Source organism: Mucilaginibacter defluvii (genome assembly GCF_039543225.1).
GTDB lineage: Bacteria > Bacteroidota > Bacteroidia > Sphingobacteriales > Sphingobacteriaceae > Mucilaginibacter > Mucilaginibacter defluvii.
Window position 1 is genome coordinate 1955297 of record NZ_BAABJI010000002.1, and the last position, 22495, is coordinate 1977791.

The 22495-nt window shown below is 45.1% G+C and carries 18 protein-coding genes and 1 tRNA gene; 8 read left to right on the forward strand and 11 right to left on the reverse strand.

What is annotated here, in order from left to right; genetic code table 11:
• The first annotated feature begins 231 nt into the window (after window positions 1-231).
• Window positions 232-1884, forward strand: coding sequence for a S8 family serine peptidase (locus ABD960_RS14940; RefSeq protein ID WP_345331951.1), 1653 nt, complete (start codon window positions 232-234; stop codon window positions 1882-1884).
• A 125-nt stretch (window positions 1885-2009) separates the two neighbouring features.
• Here the strand turns inward: ABD960_RS14940 and ABD960_RS14945 are convergent, their stop codons facing one another.
• A complete protein-coding gene (locus tag ABD960_RS14945) occupies window positions 2010-3893 on the reverse strand; it encodes a DUF4153 domain-containing protein (protein ID WP_345331952.1) in 1884 nt (627 codons plus the stop codon).
• Between the two features lie 69 nt (window positions 3894-3962).
• On the opposite strand from ABD960_RS14945, the gene ABD960_RS14950 reads away from it, so the two are divergent.
• The 3 genes from ABD960_RS14950 (at window position 3963) to ABD960_RS14960 (ending at window position 6924) form a co-directional block, all read left to right on the forward strand.
• Window positions 3963-5018: a pyruvate dehydrogenase complex E1 component subunit beta gene (locus tag ABD960_RS14950; protein ID WP_345332846.1), complete on the forward strand. Its 1056-nt coding sequence runs from the start codon at window positions 3963-3965 to the stop codon at window positions 5016-5018.
• 120 nt (window positions 5019-5138) lie between these two features.
• Complete coding sequence (locus ABD960_RS14955; protein ID WP_345331953.1) at window positions 5139-5819, forward strand: hypothetical protein; 681 nt, start codon at window positions 5139-5141, stop codon at window positions 5817-5819.
• Window positions 5820-5904: 85 nt separating this feature from the next.
• Window positions 5905-6924 (forward strand): LLM class flavin-dependent oxidoreductase, encoded by a 1020-nt coding sequence (locus tag ABD960_RS14960; RefSeq protein WP_345331954.1) that lies wholly within the window; start codon window positions 5905-5907, stop codon window positions 6922-6924.
• A gap of 428 nt (window positions 6925-7352) precedes the next feature.
• Here the strand turns inward: ABD960_RS14960 and ABD960_RS14965 are convergent.
• Window positions 7353-7464: transfer RNA gene (locus tag ABD960_RS14965), tRNA-Asp, on the reverse strand.
• A gap of 152 nt (window positions 7465-7616) precedes the next feature.
• Here ABD960_RS14965 and ABD960_RS14970 point away from each other — a divergent pair.
• Window positions 7617-8093 (forward strand): Lrp/AsnC ligand binding domain-containing protein, encoded by a 477-nt coding sequence (locus ABD960_RS14970; RefSeq protein WP_345331955.1) that lies wholly within the window; start codon window positions 7617-7619, stop codon window positions 8091-8093.
• A 5-nt stretch (window positions 8094-8098) separates the two neighbouring features.
• On the opposite strand, the gene ABD960_RS14975 is transcribed toward ABD960_RS14970, so the two are convergent.
• The 3 genes from ABD960_RS14975 to ABD960_RS14985 form a co-directional block, all read right to left on the reverse strand.
• Complete coding sequence (locus ABD960_RS14975; protein WP_345331956.1) at window positions 8099-10345, reverse strand: Tex family protein; 2247 nt, start codon at window positions 10343-10345, stop codon at window positions 8099-8101.
• Between the two features lie 107 nt (window positions 10346-10452).
• Entirely contained in the window at window positions 10453-10974 is a 522-nt protein-coding gene (locus ABD960_RS14980; protein ID WP_345331957.1) for a protease, read from the reverse strand.
• Between the two features lie 83 nt (window positions 10975-11057).
• Window positions 11058-13511 (reverse strand): TonB-dependent receptor, encoded by a 2454-nt coding sequence (locus tag ABD960_RS14985; RefSeq protein WP_345331958.1) that lies wholly within the window; start codon window positions 13509-13511, stop codon window positions 11058-11060.
• Between the two features lie 118 nt (window positions 13512-13629).
• Between ABD960_RS14985 and ABD960_RS14990 the strand changes: the two genes are divergently transcribed.
• Window positions 13630-14280, forward strand: a complete 651-nt coding sequence (locus ABD960_RS14990) for a metal-dependent transcriptional regulator (RefSeq protein WP_345331959.1) — start codon at window positions 13630-13632, stop codon at window positions 14278-14280.
• A gap of 18 nt (window positions 14281-14298) precedes the next feature.
• Here ABD960_RS14990 and ABD960_RS14995 read toward each other — a convergent pair whose 3' ends face one another.
• Genes ABD960_RS14995 through ABD960_RS15005 form a run of 3 tightly spaced genes read right to left on the reverse strand, consistent with a single transcriptional unit; the run spans window position 14299 to window position 16515 of the window.
• Window positions 14299-15348, reverse strand: coding sequence for a sialidase family protein (locus tag ABD960_RS14995; RefSeq protein ID WP_345331960.1), 1050 nt, complete (start codon window positions 15346-15348; stop codon window positions 14299-14301).
• A gap of 15 nt (window positions 15349-15363) precedes the next feature.
• Window positions 15364-16023, reverse strand: a complete 660-nt coding sequence (locus ABD960_RS15000) for a GDSL-type esterase/lipase family protein (protein ID WP_345331961.1) — start codon at window positions 16021-16023, stop codon at window positions 15364-15366.
• 3 nt (window positions 16024-16026) lie between these two features.
• A complete protein-coding gene (locus ABD960_RS15005) occupies window positions 16027-16515 on the reverse strand; it encodes a cytidine deaminase (protein WP_345331962.1) in 489 nt (162 codons plus the stop codon).
• 589 nt (window positions 16516-17104) lie between these two features.
• On the opposite strand from ABD960_RS15005, the gene ABD960_RS15010 reads away from it, so the two are divergent.
• Complete coding sequence (locus ABD960_RS15010) at window positions 17105-18841, forward strand: thiamine pyrophosphate-dependent enzyme (protein ID WP_345331963.1); 1737 nt, start codon at window positions 17105-17107, stop codon at window positions 18839-18841.
• A gap of 75 nt (window positions 18842-18916) precedes the next feature.
• Window positions 18917-19582: a ligase-associated DNA damage response endonuclease PdeM gene (pdeM, locus tag ABD960_RS15015; RefSeq protein WP_345331964.1), complete on the forward strand. Its 666-nt coding sequence runs from the start codon at window positions 18917-18919 to the stop codon at window positions 19580-19582.
• 107 nt (window positions 19583-19689) lie between these two features.
• Here the strand turns inward: pdeM and ABD960_RS15020 are convergent, their stop codons facing one another.
• The 3 genes from ABD960_RS15020 to ABD960_RS15030 form a co-directional block, all read right to left on the reverse strand.
• Window positions 19690-20127 carry a hypothetical protein gene (locus tag ABD960_RS15020; RefSeq protein WP_345331965.1) on the reverse strand — a complete coding sequence of 146 codons (438 nt, stop codon included), beginning with the start codon at window positions 20125-20127 and terminating at the stop codon, window positions 19690-19692.
• Window positions 20128-20272: 145 nt separating this feature from the next.
• On the reverse strand, window positions 20273-20953 hold the full coding sequence (locus tag ABD960_RS15025; protein ID WP_345331966.1) for a YiaD family glycine zipper/OmpA-like lipoprotein: 681 nt from the start codon (window positions 20951-20953) through the stop codon (window positions 20273-20275).
• Between the two features lie 208 nt (window positions 20954-21161).
• Window positions 21162-22487 (reverse strand): sensor histidine kinase, encoded by a 1326-nt coding sequence (locus tag ABD960_RS15030; RefSeq protein ID WP_345331967.1) that lies wholly within the window; start codon window positions 22485-22487, stop codon window positions 21162-21164.
• Between the last annotated feature and the right edge of the window lie 8 nt (window positions 22488-22495).

Below are 22495 nucleotides of genomic sequence, written 5' to 3' on the forward strand. Positions count from 1 at the left end.
AATACGGCGGAGAGTTGATGGCCGAAATCGGATTAAAAAATTACCTTTGATAAAGATACAACATTATACGCAACCTTGTTGTTATTCCGTTTACTGTTTACATATAAACGACAAAAACTATAAATTTAGTACAACCTGCAAACATGGCCGCGCATAAAGGTATTTTACCCCGAAAATTATCAGTGCCAGCCCGTTATCATACATCAAACACTTTAAAAAATACAGTTATACATGCTTAATTTAAAAAATACGATAGCCGCCCCTTTGCTGGCCGGCGCTTTACTGCTTACACTTGGCGCACATGCCCAAACGCCTGCGGCACCCGCTGCGCCGGCTGCCGAATTACCTAAAAACTGGCACCTGCTCGACCTGAAAACTGATGGTTATTTTGGCATAAGCCTTACTCCTGCCTATGAATTGATAAAAGGCAAAAAAAGCAAAACAGTAATAGTAGCAACGATTGACAGCGGCATTGATACTGCACAAAAAGACCTTACATCAGTACTGTGGGTAAACCCGAAAGAAAAAGCTGCTAACGGAAAGGATGACGACAAGAACGGCTATACCGACGATGTACACGGCTGGAACTTTTTAGGCGGCCCGGGCGGCAAAGCCGACTATACCGAAACTACGGAAGAAGTGCGTGAGTACAATCGCCTGAAGGGCAAATACGCCATCATTACCGCGGCTAACGCTACCGATAAAAAAGAATTCGCCTACTGGCAAAAGGTAAAGGCAACCCACGATACTACCGTTGCTAAAGCCAAAACCGAGACGGACCAGTTATCGCCGGTATTGAATGTGTTGATGGCTACCAGCGGTTATATAAAACGCGAACTTAAGTTGAACGCTGAGGGCTCGTTTAAGAAAGGCGACCTGGAGAAGATCACCTCGGCTAATGATACAATAATGCAGAGCAAGGCCATCTGGCAGTCGATATTTACACAGCAAGGCGGAGATGATGATGCCGCAGGTGTTATTAAAGAGTTGAGCGAGTACCTTACTAAACTTAATAACGATATTAACCCCGACCTTACCTCGCGCCAGCGCATAGTAGGCGATAACCCGGATGTATGGGATACCAAGCCCTACGGCAGCAACATCCTTAAATTCCCGGATGCATCACATGGTACTGGCGTCGCCGGCCTGATCGGCGCTGTGCGTAACAATAGCTATGGCATTGATGGCGTTGCCGACAATGTGCGTTTGATGGGTATAAAGGCTGTGCCGAATGGTGATGAATATGATAAAGATATTGCCAAAGCCATACGCTACGCGGTGGATAATGGCGCCCAGATCATCAACATGAGCTTTGGTAAAAAACTGTCGCCACACAAAAAATGGGTCGACGAAGCTTTTAAATATGCGGCATCAAAAGATGTATTGTTAGTGCAGGCCGCGGGCAATGATAATCAGGATGTTGATGCCAAGCCGCAATTCCCGAATGATACTTTTGAGGATGGCTCGGTTACCGATATGGACAACGTGATTGTGGTAGGTGCATCAGCCGCGAAGAACGACCAGGAACTGGCCGGATCATTCAGCAATTATGGTAAAAAGAATGTGGACGTTTTTGCGCCGGGCGTAAAAGTAACGTCAATTGACAAGGATGCTGAGTTTAACACCGCCGATGGTACCAGCTTTGCCTCGCCAATTACAGCAGGTGTTGCAGCGTTGGTGTTAGAGTATTACCCTAAGCTAAGCGCTAAACAGTTAAAACAGGTTATCCTGCAATCGGCAGCGCCGCTTAACGGTACCATGGTATTAAAACCGGGCAGCAAAACAGATAAAGTTGACTTTACCACCCTATCAAAAACAGGCGGCATTGTTAACGCTCAAAAAGCCTTGGAGATAGCCGCTACCTTAAAAGGCGAAAGAAAATAGTTTGGGCATTGGTCATTGTGGTCATTAGTCATTAAACAAACTACTAATTACAATTGCCTAATGACTAATGACCATTGCAAATAAAATAAGCGGAGGCCCGGTAAATTACCGGGCCTCCGCTTATTTTATTTGCGCTTGATGAGGTAAGTGCCTGTTCCGTTTACTTGGTCAACCTTTGTGTTATCATAGTAAACATAGTTTAGATTTTTAAAAACCAGCTTCACCTCAAAGCTTTTAGACTGGCCGGTAAGGGTAAGTTTTGAAGCTGGTACGCTGATAGGGTCATATTCATGTTCAGTAGCTTCTGCTGCGCGTTTAAGTTTAATAGTATCTAACTGAGGAATAATCTTCATGGTATTCAGCGTAATCTGTTCATTATTGATCCACAGGCTAAACTGAGCCTTGCTTATGCCCTGCTTTACGTTTAAGCCCGCCGACCGGGTTGTTACACCAACGGAGTCATACGCATCAAGGTTTAAACTATAATCATAACCTGCCAATGATAATACAACATCCTGATTAACAAAGTTGCTGTACGGCGCTTGATGATCGGTATCTAAAACTTCACCATCATAATACCTCCCGCTGTACATATTTAGATTCAACCTCTTTTTGGCCCATGCTAACTTATTGCTTTTTAACTCGTATCGATCTACTACAAAACCGCTATTCCATTTGCTTTTTTGTTTGCCTAATGAATCGCCTGCTACTTGCAGATCCGTTTTAAAATAAGGTTGCAAAGAGGCAAGGTCGTGCCGAAGTACCAAATACTCTAATACGGCTGCCGCACGGTTACCATCCTGCTTGCTTATCTTTTTTACAGGAATGAATTTACCATCGCGGTAACTACCATTGCGCTCCATGATGTTTACTAAAATACGTCGTTGAGAAAACTCCGATACCGAAAACGCACCTTGCGGACCATAAACCGATAGCAGTGCAAGCACGCTTAGCGTTATTGGTATCAACTTTATATTCTGCTTTTTAAACAGCAAAAAGTATATGGTAATAAACAGCAGCCAGCAGGCCAGCAACACTAAAAAGTACCTGAACTCGGTGATACCATACTTAAATACCCTTGTGCCAATGGCTACAAACAACAGCACCAGCAAAGGCAGCATTAAAAAGTAAAAACTGCGGGCGTAGGTTTTAAGCCACTTGTTTTCGGCATGCTCGCGTATAGGGTAAACCAGCAATAATGATAGTATGCCGAATACAGAATAACCCATAATAAGGTAGCCTACATTCCCTTTAGGCAGGTTCCATTCCACTAATATTTTAACCTCGTAAGCTAATAATATAGCTACATAAATGGTAGCCAGCGGAATGAGCACATATTGGGTAAATACTTTTAATCCTTTCGGATAACTGAAGTCTCCGTCTAAAACCCAAAAATCAGTTGGCACGCCCGACAAAAAGAAGATGGTGCCGAACATGAACACGATCCATGTCCAGATGATCCGGTAGGTATCAAACTCAAAATTAACCCCGAAAAGATAGTTGACCGCGCCAACAGCCGCCGAAATGCCCAGGCCTAAAACAACGCAATACAATGCCGATGTTAAAAACCGCAGAAACAACGTTTTATTAAACTGCCAAAAACCCTGTATGTGCCCGCTTTGCGTAAAACCCGCATACGCCACTGCCAGGTGCAGCGCAATGCTCAGCAAAAAGAAACGGGTATAGTCGGCCTCGCGTTCTACCGGGTTAATAAGGAGTAGAATAGCTATGGCAATGCCAGATGCAACCACATTGAGCAACAATTTTTTAGTACGGTTATAGCCGTTCGCCTCGGCAAACAACGTGGCCGATAGGTTGAGCAGCAAACCCAGGTTACCCATCATGATAAGGCGCAGGCACCAGCTTTCGGCTTCGCGGGCAATTGTGTTCAGCTCGATATTTACGGTGGTGGCTATAGTTGCCGTAAGCGCGAAAAGCATTTCAAATGGGAAACGCTTTGCGGTTTTTGCAGCACTTTCAGCCAGATTTTTCAACGAAGGGAATTTCATTCAGATGAAGTTTTGTTTGACTAATGTAACAAACTTATAAACATGCCCGGTAAAAATGACTTTATTAAAATGCGGGCAGATTGCATTTCAAACATTATCGATTATATTTGCGTCCGTAAAAAAATCATTTTTCAAAGTACAATGAGAGAAATACAATTCAGAGAAGCGCTTCGCGAGGCCATGCAGGAAGAGATGCGCAATGACGATACCATATACCTGATGGGCGAAGAGGTTGCCGAATATAATGGTGCCTACAAAGTAAGCCAGGGTATGCTTGATGAGTTTGGCGCAAAACGCGTTATTGACACGCCTATCTCTGAATTGGGTTTTGCGGGTATCGGCATCGGCTCGGCCATGAACGGCTTAAAACCGATCATCGAGTTCATGACGTTCAACTTCTCGCTTGTAGCTATTGACCAGGTAATCAACGCGGCAGCAAAAATGATGAGCATGAGCGGTGGCCAGTTTTCTGTGCCTATCGTTTTCCGTGGCCCAACCGGTAACGCGGGTATGCTTAGCTCACAACACAGCCAGTGTTTCGAAAACTGGTATGCCAACTGCCCGGGCTTAAAAGTGGTTGTTCCATCAAACCCTTACGATGCTAAAGGTCTGTTGAAATCAGCTATCCTTGATCCGGATCCGGTTATCTTTATGGAGTCGGAATTAATGTACGGCGATAAAGGCGAAGTGCCTGAAGAAACCTACTACATTGAAATAGGTAAAGCTAAAGTAGTTAAAGAAGGTACCGATGTAACCTTAGTAGGTTTTGGTAAAATAATGAAAGTGGTTAACGCCGCTGCTGAAGAACTTGCTAAAGAAGGCATCAACGCCGAGGTTATTGACCTGCGCACCGTTCGCCCTATTGACTATGCTACCGTTATTGAGTCGGTTAAGAAAACCAACCGCTTAGTAATAGTTGAAGAGAGCTGGCCATTGGGTTCTATCGCAACTGAGGTTGCTTTTAAAGTACAAAAAGATGCGTTTGATTACTTAGACGCGCCTATTCAACGTATTATGGGTGGCGATGTGCCCCTGCCGTACGCTCCTACCCTGATACAGGAGTACCTGCCAAATGCCGACAGAGTGGTTAAGGCGGTTAAACAGGTAATGTATGTTACCAAATAAGACCTCCAAACCAAACTAAATACAATTTTCAAAGCCTGCTTTTTAAGCAGGCTTTTTTGTGCAACAACTTTTATAGAGCAACTTAAAACAACCTTTATATTTAACGCATATCACATTTATATGCAACCTAAAGCTACCTTTATCTTATTTGCATTATTTTACCTTACTTTAAATGCTATTGCGCAGGATAGTTTAAACGTTGACACTGCCCGCCGATTAAATCAGACAAAAACCAACCCGATTATTTATAGTGACCTTCATTTCGGATGGGCATTTTTAGGAGCCGATGGCTTATACGGTGGTTTTAATATCAATTACCAATACAAAAAAAATCTGTTCACCCTCAGATACAATGCCATTGCTGATTTGGCCGGAGGAGACCCGCAATTAAGGAAATTACAAATAATTGCCATTGAAGATCAGGGACATTATCAGGAATACGGCATGCTATATGGCCGACGATACCTTACCAATACACGTGGCTTGAGTTTTTCGGCCGGTGCATCATTCAATTACCGGGTACGTAAATACCCCAATGCCGGCGGTAGTAAAACTATAACTTATGACTATTATCCAGGTTTGCCATTTGAATTGAATGTTAATTGGTTTAAAGGCCGAAAACGGCGCTTTCGCATATATCATATTATACCGGTTGGTGAGCCTACGGCTTTTGGCGCCAGCATTGGCTTTAAACTGCACGGCAATGTGTCAAAAAATCCGTACCTGGCACTTGGAATTGTTTATGGCCTAGGGATGTTTAAGCATTATGATAATGGATCCGCGCAAAACAAAGGCAAATAACCATTAGTAATAGCAATGCCATAAACGGTTTTCAAACCTCGATTTTGTTGCGCACATTATAGTTTTGTATAGTATAAGCTATTCTATGAGTACGAATAAAATAACGCTGAGTGTTCTTGATCAATCGCCCGTTCGCAAAGGCGCTACCGCCAAGCAGGCCGTTCAGGAAACTATAGCATTGGCACAACTTACTGATAAACTGGGCTATCACCGCTTTTGGGTATCAGAACATCATAATACCGGTATACTGGCCGGCTCAACTCCCGAAGTATTAATGGCACACCTTGCGGGCGTTACCAAACACTTGCGCATTGGCTCCGGCGGTATTATGATGCCTAACCACAGCACACTAAAGGTTGCGGAGAATTTCAGGATGCTGGAAGCCTTGTTTCCTGGCCGGATCGACCTGGGGATGGGTCGCGCGCCGGGTACCGACCGTATTACGGCCGGCATACTTAATCCATCAAACCAATTCCGTGAGCAGGATTTTATTGAGCAGCTTGCCGACCTGGTTGATTATTTTCATGACCGCGGCGAACCGGGAACCATTAAAGCCCGCATACGCGCTATACCGCAGGTGCAAACCGTACCGGGCATGTGGCTGCTAAGCTCCAGCGGGCAAAGCGGTTTATTTGCCGCACACTTCGGCATGGGCCTGTCTTACGCCCGCTTTATTAATCCTAATGGTGGCGCGGCGGCAGTTCAGCTTTATCGCGAGCGTTTTCAGCCATCCGAAGATATGCCGGAACCACAAGCAAACATGGCGCTGTTTGTTTTCTGTTCACAAGATGAGGAGAAGCTAATGCAGCACCGCGCGGTAATGGAGCACCGCTTTTTACAATTTGAAAAAGGCGGCCCCATCGGTCCGCTAACCTATGATGATGTAAAGGATGTGGTATACAACGAGCCAGAGGTGGCCAGGCTCATCCACCACAGTAAACGCATAGTAACCGGCAAACCTAACGAGATCAAACAAAAGCTTACTGCATTGGCTGATGAATATAAAGTTGACGAAATAATCGCGATAACCATTTGCGAACATTTTGAAGACAGGTTAAGATCGTACGAGTTGCTGGCGGAAGTGTTTGGGTTGGACGGACGGTAACAGTATTTACTCACCTGCCATTAATACGTTCGGCGTCCCTCTTTGCACGAGCAAAAGGGGATTTTTAGTACTAGAAATTGTAAATACCCCCATCTCTCTTTTAGTGGCAAAGAGAGATAGTTAATATGCTATAAAAATATTCTTATCTGCTTCTCTCCCTCTTTACGCCCTTGCAGAGAGGATCGTCCAGCGAAGCGAAGACGGGGCAAGTCAAAAATCTTATAAAAAGCAAGGCCCCTGATGGGCAGGGGCCTTTACTAACCAATTATAAACCTAAATTATGAGAAGAGCTGTAGGAGAAGGAGTCGAACCTCCACGGAGTGGTTATTCTTATTGCTAAGAGTTTCCCAGGTTCTCCGCCACCGGGACAAGGAGGTGTGTCTGCCAAAATTTCACCATCCTACAGTAATTATCCGAGCCATCGGATGCTGTTGGGGAAGGATTCGAACCTCCACAGAGTGGTTAGCCCGCTTCGGGTTTCCCATAATCTCCGCCACCGGGACAAGGAGGTGTGTCTGCCAAAAATTTCACCACCCAACAGTATTTTTTGTTTTAAAGAACGGTAAGCATTTCTCATTTGCTTAATACAAATTTAAGCGACAACTTAAATTCTTGCAAATATTTCAATAAAATAATTTTATTTTTATTCAGATTTTAATTAAACTTGTAATAAAATATAGATTTTCTAATTTATGCCCCACAGAAAAGCCCAAAATTTAGAAATTGATAATCTCGATATACAGATATTATCGATCTTAATGAAAAATGCAACTACTCCCTATACGGAGATTGCAAAGGAACTTATCGTATCAGGCGGTACCATACACGTACGTATGAAAAAACTTGAAGAGATGGGCGTTATAAAAGGTGCCAGCCTGGAGGTTGACCCGCAAAAATTAGGATATGATATAACCGCGTTCCTGGGTATTTACCTTGAAAAGGGCTCACAATACCAGGAGGCCGTAGCACAGCTAAAAAAGATCAACGAGATTGTTGAGCTGCATTACACTACCGGCAGCTGGAGCATTTTCGCTAAAATAGTATGCCATGATACTAACCACCTACGCGAAGTATTGAACGAAAATATACAAAGCGTAAGCGGTATTCAGCGCACCGAGACATTCATTTCTTTGGAAGAAAGCATTAAACGACAGATAACGCTGGAATAACACGTTTACTTAAACTTACTTTTTAAAGCAGCAAGCTTAGCAGCCATATCCGTTTCCGGGTGTGGCTTATTTTTTTGGTTTGATACCCCTCTGTTATTATCGACACGGCGCGGCGCGGAAGGTTTTTTATCATCCTTCATGGTTAGTGATATCCGCTTGCGGTTAACATCCACCTCGGTAACGCGCACCTCCACTTTTTGATGCACTTTTAACACTTCATTCGGATCCTTTATAAACCGGTTAGTGATCTGGCTCAGGTGCACTAAACCATCCTGGTGCACGCCGATATCAACAAAGGCGCCGAAGGCCGTAATATTGGTTACTATACCCGGCAGCTTCATGCCTATCTTTAAATCGTCAATCACGTTAACGCCATCGGTAAAGCTAAAGGCCTCAAACTGCTCGCGCGGGTCACGTCCCGGCTTGGCCAGCTCGGCTATAATATCATTCAGGGTTGGCAGGCCCACGGTATCAGACACGTACTTTTGCAGGTTGATGCTTTTACGTAGCTTCTCATCGGTCATTAATTCCTTTACGGAGCAGCCGTGATCTTTTGCCATTTGCTCAACCAGTGCATACCGCTCAGGGTGTACCGCACTTGCATCAAGCGGGTTTACGGCATCGCGGATGCGCAAAAAACCGGCAGCCTGTTCATAAGCCTTATCGCCTAAACGGGCAACTTTCCGTAGTTCGTTGCGGCGCTTGAAGGCACCATTCTGATCACGATAGGTAACAATATTTTGCGCTAATTGTGGCCCGAGGCCCGATATATAGGCCAGTATCTGCTTTGATGCGGTATTCAGCTCAACCCCCACGGCATTTACGCAACTGATCACGGTATCATCCAATGACGTTTGCAGTTTATTCTGATCCACATCGTGCTGGTACTGCCCTACGCCAATTGACTTCGGATCGATCTTTACCAATTCGGCCAAGGGGTCCATCAGCCTGCGGCCGATAGATACGGCGCCACGCACAGTAACATCCTTATCCGGAAACTCCTCACGCGCCACTTCCGACGCGGAGTAGATCGATGCCCCGCTCTCGTTCACCATCACGATAGTAACACCCGGCAGGTTTAACCCACGCACAAAAACCTCTGTCTCGCGGCCTGCGGTGCCATTACCGATGGCTATAGCTTGTATTTGATACTGCGCTACTAAATGTTTAACTGTTTTCTCGGCTTCGCGAACATTACCCGCGCCGGTATGCGGATAGATGGTGGCATTCTCCAATAGCTTGCCCTGTTCGTCCAAACAAACCACCTTACAACCCGTACGGAAACCGGGATCAATAGCCATTACACGTTTTTGACCAAGCGGCGCGCTCAGCAATAACTGTCGGGCATTCTCTGCAAATACACGGATGGCTTCGTCATCTGCCTGCTTTTTGGTAAACAGGCGCACCTCCGTTTCCATAGATGGTTTGAGCAGGCGTTTGTAGCTATCCAGCAAGGCCAGTTGTACTTGTTGCGATGCCGGGTTATTGCCTTTTATAAAAGCCTTTTCTAACAAGCTTATGGCATCTTCATCAGCAGGCTTAATATCCAGCCAAAGTATCTCTTCTTTTTCTCCCCTGCGCATGGCCAGTAAACGGTGCGACGGGACAGTTTTCACGGGTTCGCTCCAATCAAAATAATCCTTATATTTAATGCCTTCCTGCTCCTTACCATCAACCACCTTACTTTGTATGGTGCCTTTTTGGACGAACAGCTCGCGCATTTTGGTGCGGGTATCGGCGTGCTCGCTGATGTACTCCGCAATAATATCGCGGGCAGCTGCAAGCGCTTCGTTACTGTCTGCTACACCTTTTTCCTTATCGATATATTTTTCAGCCTCGGCCTCTACATCAAACCTGTTTTGCTCAAGCAGGGCATCAGCCAGTGTCTGCAACCCCTTTTCACGGGCGGCGGTAGCACGGGTTTTACGCTTAGGGCGGTAGGGCAGGTAAATATCCTCTAACGAAACCATGGTTTCAGCTTCGTTTACTTTGGCTTCCAATTCGGGTGTTAACTTACCCATATCGGCTAATGATTTCAGTATGGCTTCCCGGCGCTTGTCCAGGTCACGCAGTTGCTGCAAGCGGTCGCGCACGGCGGCAACCTGTACTTCGTCCAAACTGCCCGTCAGCTCTTTACGATATCGCGATATAAAGGGCACGGTAGCCCCTTCATCCAACAGGTTAGCGGTAGCGCTTACCTGTTTTTCGGCAATAGCAAGTTCGGTGGCAATTTTTTTGAAATGAGTTACCATAAGCATCGTTTTTTCGGACTGCGAAGTTGGGTTTCTTTACGGAATTATCAAAGAAAAAGCCCCCCTAAAAAATTTCAGAGAAGCTTATCTTATAAACTTTACCCGGGTTATTTTACATACATAAAGCTTACACTATCCTTCACGGTTAGTCCGCTTACGCCGGCGCTGTTGTAAACCACGGTATATTTGCCCGGTTTTTCTATAGCGTATGTTTTTGCCAAATCGACTGTAGCTGAAGTGCTGTCGCCGGGGGCAAGTTTAATGTAGCTATCGGCAGGTGGCGGCATCATGCGTTTTGCCATGGCGCCTTTATAATTGGCTTCCTGCCCGTTCTCGCCTTTAACGTCGACATATTTGCTTAAAGGTGGTTCGAAAGGGGTATGCCATTTCAAAAACTTTGATGCCGTATCCGCAGGGTTATAAACCGTAAATTTCAAATTAACCGGCTCGCCCATTTTCACCGTATCGGCTATTTGCATGGTGGCGTAGATGGTTTTCGGGGCATCCTGTTGTACAGTGCTATCGGCATTGTTTGCAGTTGAATCGGCATTGCCCGAATTGCTGTTACCGGCACCGCACGAGGCAAGTGCTAAAGCCGCGGCAGATAATAATATTTTATAGTTTTTCATGGTGTAAAAATACGTTCTCCTTCTTAAACACTAATCATATTTTAAGGTTTGATGAGATGAGTCGTAATGCATTATTCTGAATGCTAAAAATGCCAGATCGCTTTCACGCTCACGTTACGGCCCATATTATAAATACCCAACCGGCCATTGGGTGACGATTGGTAGTACTCAAAGTATTTTAAACGGTTAAGGTTGGATTGATAAACCTTATCGAACAAGTTATCAGCCTGCAAAAACAACTCGAGGCATTTTTTGTCGGTTCGGGTTTTGATGGTGGTGCCCGCGCTTAGGTTGATGAGCGTGTAGCCTGGCGTGTAGGTTTCGGTATTATCAAGGGCGTAAAATTTATCCTGTTCCGAGTAAATATTAGCCTCAACACCTGCATAAATTTTAGAGAACACGCCATACTCACCATCCAGCTTAAACCGTAATTGCGACCGTACATGCAGCGGCGGAATAAAGGGCAGGTACTTTGCCGCGCCGTTTGATTGTTGTACCAACGCTTCGTTTTTATTTATACCCCGCACGTAAGCCAAACTATTGTTAAAGCTCAGCCATTTTAACCCTTCGGGATGCAGGTTGAGCGTAAACTCGGCACCATAAAGTCGGGCTTTCGATTGCTGATACTGATAAGTACTGTTACCCTCGACGATTACTACCGGGTTGCCGTTGGCATCAGTAAGGCGGGCTTGATAAATGTAATTGTCGATATTATTATTGAAAAACTCAGCCATAATATCCATGTGGCGCAGGTAGGCAATAAAGCCCACATCCTGCTGCAAACTGAATTCAGGCTTAAAGGTACGGTTACCCAGGTAAACAATATGCGCGCCCGGGTCAAGCCCGTTCGAGCCGATCTCGGTAATGTTTGGCGCTCGGTAGCCGCGTGCCACGTTTGCTTTGATAAGGAGTCGCTCGGTAATGTTATAAGTTAAACCTAAACTGCCCGAAATGCCGGTATAGTTTTTATCAAACTCCGGAAATTGCAGCAACGCATTTGGCGTACTGGCCTGCACTTGTTTACCAAAGCCGGTTTGCACATCGGTACCTACATAAAAATCATTCCATTTGATATGCCTGTTATCATACCTGACACCGCCCGAAACATCAACCTTACCCCAGCTTTTTTTGGCAAAGATGTAGGTACCGATATCAAACAGGTTATAATCAGGTATCGGGAAATCGGTAGCGTTTTTATTGCGGTTGGTTTGGTAAAAGCCATTAGCGCCAATAGTGCTTTCTATCCCGGCAAAAACCGGCAGGTTATAGCGGGCTTCGTAATTAAGAGTATTGAGCACAATATACAGCGCGGCTTGTTTAAGCGCGGTAGGGTGCGTGTACTCCTGCCTGATGTTTTGCTGAACGCCCAACAAAGCGTTAATACTCCCTTTGCCTACCTTAAACCGGCTTTGCGAGTAAACGCGGTAATGCCTGATATTTTGATGCAAAGGCGCTATGGCGTAAGTGCGTAACTCCTCATCACTAACCAGCGGGCGGTTTTTAATATCATCGTTTTCAGCCACCTGTTTGGTAAATCTGCGGGTAAGCGAATCGCGGCTGCCATCGGGTATCTCCTGCAGATTATGGTATAGCGTGGCGGCGATCTGCGTGTAACCCCATTTTTTATCGGCACGGGCTATCCCTGTAAAATTCAATTCGCGGAAGCCGCTATTATATACATAACCGTCGTTTTGGTTGCGATAATCGTGCGCCATTTTGTAGGTGCCACGCAAGTTGTATTTCCAGTCGTTTTTGCTATAATTTAGGCCTATTGAGGTGGCCGCCATGCCATTATTAGTATGATACTCGGTAGTAACATCTCCCCTGAAACCGGTACTATCAGACTGAATGTAAGGTATCATGTTGATTACGCCCGCTAACGCGTCAGACCCATAAGTAAGGCTTGCCGGGCCTTTTACCACCTCAACCCTGCCCAGGCCGTAAGCATCGATCTCAATACCATGTTCATCGCCCCATTGCTGGCCTTCCTGGCGGATGCCATCGTATAAGGTAAGCACGCGGTTATAGCCCAGCCCCCGGATAAAAGGCTTGGAAATATTGGGCCCGGTAGTAACCGCATTAACGCCCGGCACGCCTTTTACCACGCTTTCAATAATATTTGTACTCACCTGCCGCTCCAAGGTGCTTTTTGAGAGTACCGCCACCGGCACAGGGTTTTTACGCAGTTGCGTTGCACGAGATACACCGGTTACCACCACCTCGTTCAACTTAGTTTCAAGCGGTTTAAGGTTTACGTTGATGATTTGCGGCTGCCCGTCGATTATATTCAACTTAACGCTCTTACTCTTAAAGGTTACGCTCGAAAAATTGATACTGCGGCTACCTGACGGGATGCCTTTCAATTCAAAATAGCCATTAGCATCAGCACGGGTACCCAACTTTGTGCCGCTTACCGTTACCGAGGCGTAAGAGAGACCTGTAGTATCGGCAGTTACCCGGCCTTTTACTTCGCCCGTTTGCGCTTTAAGTGCTACAGGTACAGCTATCAGCATAAAGAACAACAAAGTATATCTCATAGATTTATTTTGTACAAACATATACATAAAATTCAATTTACGATACAAATAAAATTAGACAAGGCTAATTTTATTTGTTTAAACTAATAACTATGTTTGTGTACTTGTTGTTTGAGCGATGTATACACTATCAGAAGAAAATTACTTAAAGGCCATTTATCGTTTAGCGCAGGCTGGCGGCAAGATAACGCCCACTGCCATAGCCGAATCATTAGGCAACAACCCCGCCTCAGTGGTTGATATGATACGCAAACTGACCGAAAAGCAACTGATAGAATACGACAAGAAAAAAGGTGTAAAATTAACTGCGCAGGGTTTAAAGGACGCGGTGCTGATAGTCAGGCGGCACCGTTTATGGGAAGTGTTTTTATTAGAGAAACTGGGCTACCACTGGGACGAGATACACGATATAGCCGAAGAACTGGAGCATATAAACAATGAAACCCTGGCCGACCGTTTAGACAAGTTCCTGGGTTTTCCGGAGTATGACCCGCATGGCGACCCAATACCCAAAGCCAATGGTAAAATGGCCAAACCCTACTCGGTTACGCTTGCAGCCATGAAAGCCGGCAGCACCTGCCACGTAGCGGCCGTGCGCGATACCAGCAGCGCCTTTTTGCAATACCTGGCTAAGCTCAACATCGGCATCGGCACCAAAATACAGTTGGTAGAGAAAATCTCTTTTGATAATTCGCTGGTGATAAGTATCGACGGCAAGGAACATACTACCGTTTCGCAAAAATTTGGTGATAATATTTTGGTGGAGTAAGTATCCGAATTAATTTTATTACTTACTGTTCTCCTGAAGCACTACATGCTTTATGTTCTTCCGGTCGTACGTATAGGTAATGTGTATCAAGCCGTCTTTGGTTTGTATAATGGCTGGATAGCTATATTCCTCTTTGTCGCCGTTCTCCAGTTCTGCAACATCCGTCCATTTTTGGCCGTCCGTGCTCATGGCAACACGCAGCTTACCGCGACCGTTAAACCAGTCCTTACCAGGCACATCAGGATTATAAACGATCAGTTGCCTGCCGCTTTTCAGGGTAACCGCATCTGTGCCCGAATTGGGGTTGAGCAGTGTTGTAGCGGAAAGCTTGCCCCAGGTTTTACCGCCATCGGTTGACCAGGCCTGCACTACCTTACCCTGCCTGCTACGGCAGAGTATCTGCAACCGGCCACCGGGATAAGTCAATACGCTGGGTTGTATCACATCTAATTTTCCGGCAGTATCAACCGGAATGTTAGCCCAGGTTTTTCCTTCATCTGTAGAACGCTCGATGTGCACTTTCCAGCGGCCATTCTCGCCCATTTCCTCAATGCTCGATAGCGACAGTATTACGCCGTTTTTAAGCTGAACGGGTTTATTTTTTATAGGCCCTAAAATACCGGCAGGTAATTTTACGGCGGCAGACCATGTTTTGCCATCGTCAACTGAAGTTTTGAACATGCCCCACCACTCGCGTGGGTTTGGGCCAACTTTGTAAAACAGGGTAATGGTACCGGTTTTATCTTTAAACAGCACCGGGTTCCATGCCGGGTAACGTGAGGTATCGTTCACAACACCATCGGCTACTTTTGTTACTGATGTAGCCTTACCGTTATTGAGCTTGGTTATCCATATAGAAACATCATCCCTACCCTCCTGCGTGCCGCCGAAACATGCCAGTAGTAATTCGCCTGCGTTATTTTGTACAATAGTTGAAGCATGGCATTGCTTAAACGGCGCATCGACAAGAACCAGGTCAGTTGATAATTTTTTGAAGGCCTGTGCCTTAGTAACACCGGGCAACACAATTACTAAAATAGCTAACAGCAGGATGCGATTTTTCATCATCTGCCTAAACTAAGGCTATTTCACATATTTCTTCAAAACTTTTTCCCACTTGTCATACCCCTTGCTGTTCAGGTGCAGGTAATCACCTTTGAACAGAGATGAATCGGGCCGCATGTTTTTTTCGTTGAGGATAGGTGTAGCTACGTCAATAAACCGGGTTTTAGGTTTACTATCCGCGTAAGCCTTGATCAGGTTATTAGCCAGTATTACCTCGTTTAAAAATTTAGCTCGGCTTGGGCTTGGCTTTATAGACAGGAAGTAGATTTCGGCATTGGGTAATTTATCGTGGATCATCGTCCAAAGCTTTTCAAAGCTACCGGCCACATTTTGAGCCGTACGGCCTGAGGCGATATCATTCTCACCCGCGTATATAAATACCTTTTTAGGCTGATAAGGGAACAGCACATAAGGCGTATAATAATCTACCCATTGCCAAAGTTCCGAGCCGCCAAGTCCGCGTTTTATAACCGGCTTACCCTCAAAGCGTTTCTCCAGGTCATCCCACAAACGGATAGATGAACTACCGACGAATAATATCCCGTCCGGCGCAGGCATCTGCAAACTATCCTGGTGTTTAAACTGTCGCACCTCGGCATCAAACGGAAACCCTTTTTGGGCGCTGGCGTTAACAGTAAACAGAGTGACAACTATTACTAATAGTAGTTTAATTTTCATTAGTTAATGTGTTAAACGATCTTCAAAAAACAGGAATGGCAAAAAGCTCTGCACTCCATCAACCACCCAAACCGGGCCGTTTATACAATATAACAGTACGCGCATGGGCGTGTTTTGGATTTTTTCGCATTCGGCCATAACCTGCAGGCAGGCCCCGCACGAGGTGATGGGTTTCAGCAGATCAAAATCATTGGTTTGCGCGGTAACCGCCATGGTTATAATAGCATCATCGGCATGGTTAGCACCCCAGTTAAACAGCGCCACACGCTCGGCACATAAGCCGGATGGATAGGCCACATTTTCCTGGTTGCTGGCACGCAGTATAGTGCCGCTTTTCAATTGCAGCGCCGCGCCTACCTTAAAGTGCGAATAGGGCGAGTGTGAAGTATCGAGCGCTTTTACAGCTTCATTGCATAATGCCTTATCAGCATCTGGTAGTTCATTAATAGAAGTGTATTCTTTAAAGGCTATATTAATTTGTTTATCAATCATTGATAGATGCCCTTATTTTGAAGGGAATACAATATAGTGGTTTAGGTGATTAAAAGCAAAGTGATATTAACGATTAGTATTCGCTTTGTTACTTGTCCTCAACTTCTTTTGTGCGAACAAAAGAAGCAAAAGTCGCCGGCTACGTCCTGCCCGGTGAAAATTTGTGCTTTGGCAGGGTCTGTGCTGCTCCGGGCATTACTGATGCCGGTTATTGAGGTTATTTACGGTTTGTGCTTTAGTATTTATAGTTTTTTTTAAACGTTATTATTTAGTTACCAAAATGAGCGTGGGCCTGCCGGAAAACCGGGCCAGGGAGTATTGCCTGTGCGGATGAAGGTTTTTTCCGGCTTGACGTTATTCACATTATTATTTGTTTTTTAAGGTATTCATGAGATCGCTACGCTAAGTTTGGTTACTTTGTGTCTAAGACAAAGTAACTGGCCTCTGCGGCCAAGAGCAGACTGACAATGATTACGAGCACAGCCTCTTAATAAAAGAATAAACCATTAAAGCTTTTTCAACCTTTTTTAAAACTCATACACAACCCGTTGGTTGCTATATAAATGTTTAAACATTAACAATTACAACTATGGCAAAAACAGTAGCCGACCAATTGGTTGAAATGCTGATAAATGCGGGCATAAAACGCATATACGCCGTTACAGGCGATAGTTTGAACGAGGTGAACGATGCCGTTAGGCGATCAGGAAAGATACAGTGGGTTCACGTACGCCATGAGGAAGCGGGTGCTTACGCCGCCGCGGCTGAAGCGGAACTGACCGGTATTGCCTGTTGCGCGGGCAGCAGCGGACCAGGGCACGTGCACCTCATCAATGGTTTGTATGATGCGCACCGCTCTGGGGCACCGGTTATTGCCATTGCCTCAACCATTGCCACTACAGAGTTTGGTACCGAGTATTTTCAGGAAACCAATACGTTGAAACTGTTTGCCGATTGTAGCCATTACAACCAGATAGCCACCACGCCTAAACAATTGCCGCGTATGCTGCAAGGTGCCATACAGGCCGCATTACATAAAAAAGGCGTTGCGGTGTTAGGCCTGCCCGGCGATATTACCGGCATGGATGCCGAAGAAATAACTACTGCTACACAAAACTTTAACCCTGTACCGGTTATCAAACCGTCGGATGCTGATTTGAGCAATTTGGCATCGGTACTTGGCCAGCATAAAAAGATCACCATATTTTGCGGCATCGGTGCTGCCGACGCGCACGATGAGGTGGTGGCACTATCGCAAAAATTACATGCTACGGTAGCCTACTCCTTCCGCGCTAAGATGGATATACAGCACCATAACCCCAACGAAGTGGGCATGACGGGTTTACTTGGCTTACCATCGGCCTATCAAAGCATGCACCATTCGGATCTGATATTGTTGCTGGGCACTGATTTCCCTTACGCTAACTTTATACCGTCTGACTGCACCATTGTGCAGGTAGATACCAAACCTGAGCGTATCGGTCGTCGCGCTAATGTGGATATTGGTTTATGCGGATCGGTAAAAGACACCCTGCAAGCCTTGCTTCCGCTGGTTAATCAAAGTACCGATGATAAATTTCTGAAAGAGCAACTGGAGTTTTATGGCGAGGTAAAAAAGAAGATGCATACCTACGTAGAAGATACCGGCGAAACTGACAAAATTCACCCGGAATATGTATCGCACTGCATTGATGAGATGGCCGATGATGATGCCATTTTTACAGTAGATACCGGCATGTCATGCGTGTGGGGTGCGCGGTATATTAATGCTACCGGTAAGCGCAAAATGCTGGGTTCGTTCAATCATGGCTCCATGGCTAATGCCATGCCGCAGGCCATTGGCGCGTCGCTGGCGTTTCCGGGCAGACAGGTGGTTGCGCTATGCGGAGATGGTGGCCTGTCTATGTTATTGGGCGATCTGGCAACCATCACACAATATAAATTACCGGTGAAGATCATCGTATTTAACAACCGCTCGTTGGGTATGGTAAAGCTGGAAATGGAAGTAGCCGGCCTGCCCGACTGGCAAACCGACATGCACAACCCGGATTTTATGTTAGTTGCGCAAGCTATGGGTATGAAGGGCTTAACTGTTAATGAGCCAACAGGTGTAAAAGCGGCAATACAAGCGGCTTTTACCCATGATGGCCCGGCACTGATCAACGTGATGACCGACCCTAACGCCTTGGCCATGCCGCCCAAAATTGAGTTTAAACAGGTTAAAGGTATGGCGCTATCCATGAGCAAGCTGGTATTAAGCGGGCAAATGGACGAAGTGCTCGATACTATTAAAGCCAACTACAAGCATATAAAAGACATTTTGTAAACATTAATTTCAAATAGACAGCCGGACGTTTGTCCGGCTTTTTGCATTTAGGGAATTGTTTATCTTTGCACCTGTATGACGATTTGTGCGGGATTGCCTTTTAACCTTTTAGGCGAAGATCTGATTTTACTGCCTCAGCGTGCCATCTACTGGCAACAGCAAAAAACATTAATTGCCGCCGATGTGCACCTCGGTAAAGTGGGCCACTTCCGTAAAGCGGGCATTGCCGTTCCGCGAGATATGGAGCAGGACGATCTGGCCATACTGTCAGATTTGATTGATGAACACCGCCCGGAGAAAATCCTGTTTTTAGGCGACCTGTTTCACAGCGATATGAATGCCGACTGGGATTGGTTTACCCTATGGCGCCGCCGCCATGCCAAAATTAAAATCACACTGATAAAAGGCAATCACGATATTATTCACGACAGGCACTACACCGAACTGGATATTGAACTACACGACGAATTGCAGGTAGGCCCCTTCCTAATGCTGCATCATCCATTGACTACTAAACAAATGGAGCAAGCTACCACCTATGCCTTTTGCGGGCACATACATCCGGGCGTATTATTAATCGGGCTGGGCAGGCAGCACATCACCCTTCCATGTTTTGCCTTTGGCGCTAAACAAGGTATATTACCCTCTTTCGGTAGATTTACGGGTAAGGTAGCCATACGCAACCAAAAAACGGACAGGATATTTGGTGTACTGAAAGATAAGGTGATCGCGATAGCGTAGGAATTTAATTATTTTACCAAAGTCATAGCAAGAAATTTGCACGTGTTCATAGCAGGCCGACAGATTTCTCCTCGTACCTTGTCGAAATGACAATTAATTAACGCAACTTACTTAACAGACTTTTTACGGACACGCTCTTGCTTTGCCAACATAGCCTTAGCATTTTTGACAAGAACATTAAGTTGCGCATATTCCGGCGTTCCGGGTTCATAATATTTTGCTTCCGGGCATTTACCATCGGGGCACATTACCCAATCCAATTCTACAATTGACGTGTCTTTAGTGTACTTAAATACTTGAAACACATCCCGTAGCTCCGCACGAAAGTTGACCCGTTTATTTTTGTATTTGCCTTTTTTAACAGGTTGCACTTCTACAACAAACATCTGCTGACTGGTCAAAACTTCACGCGGGGCATTATCATTTTTAGTGGTATCAATTATACCATAAGCGGCTTGCTTAAAACCGGAAGACATCAATAAAACAGGAGCTATTAACAGCGTAAATAAAATTAAAGGGATATTTTGATTAAGATTGGTTTTCATAAGTGATAGTGTAGTTGGTTTATAGGTGTAAGGTAAGAAATATTTTAACATGACACCAAAGGTCAAACAAAAAACCCTGCCGTATACGGGCAGGGCTTCAATCTATTCACTATTAATCTTATTTACCCTTTTAAGCGGAGCTTGCTTAATTGCTCGCCTGCTTGGCCTCTTGTTTCATAGCATCGTTAGCTACAATTACAATCTCTACACGGCGGTTTTGCGCACGGCCGTCAGCAGTCGCATTTGAGGCGATAGGCTCGTTTTTACCTTTACCGGTAGTGCTTAAACGTGAACCCGACACACCGTTAGTAACCAGGTACGATTTTACTGATGCCGCACGACGCTCGGACAATGTTTGGTTATAGCTTGCGGTACCGGTACTATCCGTATGCCCAATGATAGATATATTGGTTTGCGGATTATTTTTTAAAGAAGTAGCCAGGTTTTCCAGATTGGTGCGGGCTGCTGATTTTAAATCAGTTTTATCCACATCGAATAAAATACCTGAATCGAATTTAACGATGATACCCTCACCTTCGCGGGTTACGGTAGCGCCCGGTACAGTTTGCTTTATTTCTGCAGCCTGGCGGTCCATTTTACGGCCTATAAAAGCACCTGCAGTACCACCTACAGCACCACCAATAACAGCGCCTAAGGCAGTGTTGCCCGCAGCTTTACCTATAAAAGCACCAATGGTACCACCGGCACCTGCACCAATAGCGGCACCTTTTTGAGTTTTGGTCATCGAATCGCAACCCGATGCTACAACACCTACTACAGCTACGGCTATACTAAATTTGGCTATTTGTAATTTTAACGTTTTCATTTTGTGTATATGTATGATCTTGGTTATGCTGTTATGACAAAGGCAGTGCCAAAAAGGTTTAATAATATTTATTGTAACAATCAGGCTTCTGCAAATACCATTACAATAATTTTTTAATATTTAAGAAAACAAAGGCATGCCGCGCTGTACAGTACGCCTGCCATATTTACACTATTGCACTTTTTTTAGTACAAGCGTAACCGTGCGTTTACTTCAATATCTCATCCGGAATAATCAGGCTAAAGGTACTCCCCCGCCCTTTTTCAGATGTTACCTCTATAACTATACCATGAAAATCGGCTATGGATTTTACGATGGGCAGGCCGAGGCCGAAACTTTCCTGCTGTAAGGCCCGCTTCAGTTTTTTAAACCGGTCAAATATAAAGGGCAGTTCATCCTCACCTATACCAATACCGGTATCAGCAATATTTAATATTAAGCCCGAAATATTTTTACGCGCGGTAATATTTATACTGCCACCGGCTATGTTATACTTAATAGCATTATTAACCAGGTTGAAAAACAGGTTAAACAGCAAAAACTTGTTAACCTTATGCAGCACGATATCTGCCGGCACCTCGATAGTAAGCGCAACGTCCTTTTGTTCCAGCCTGATGGATATTTCGTCCTGCACATCATGCAACATTTCGCTCAGGTTTACCTCGTCCTGCTTAATAAACTGCTCGTTCTCAATCTGCGATATCAGTAACAACGTTTTCGTAATACTTTTAAGGCGGTTGAGTATGCGCTGCATTTCCAGCAGGCGAACCTTTAGTTCATCGGCTATATCCTCCTCCACAAACATGTTCTCAATTTTTGTTTGCAGGATAGATATAGGCGTCATCAACTCATGCGATGCATTTGATATAAACTCCCGCTCCTTTTGAAACTTATTGGTGATCGTCTCCATCATGCGGTGTATGCTTATATCGAGATACTGAAAATCGACTGTTGAGGTGCGCACCTTATTGTAACTGTCTGTATACGGAAAACGGCTGCTGTTCAACCTCGTTTTAATTATTTGCCGCAGCGGGCGCAACACGTAGTTGGAGTAAACCTGATCGGCCAGAATGGTAAGCAATATCATCCCCACCAAAACCAGGAAAGCGATTTTTTGAAGCGGGCCGGTGGTATCATCCAAGGTGCTTACGCTTTTGCCAACCTCTAACAGGTAATTCTTTTTATCCGCTTTAAAGGTGTGGCTTAATATGCGGTACTCAATGGTATCCCCTTCCACAATCCGCCGCTCGTTCATAATGGTGTCGAGGTACTCATCCGCTGGCACTTCGTCAAGGCTGATGTATTCCTCTTTTAATAATGTATAACTACCATAGCTTTCGCCGTCGGTTATGTAATTACCTATACCAAGTGTCTTTACTATCTGTAATACCTTATCCTTCTGCTCCACCAGCTTGCCATCAGTATAACCCAGGCTTATATAATTAATAAGCAGCGGTAACAACAGCACAAAAAACACCACAATTACCAGTTTGGAGATGGTATTGAATAAGGTGAGTTTTGTATTAAGCTTCAACAGGATAA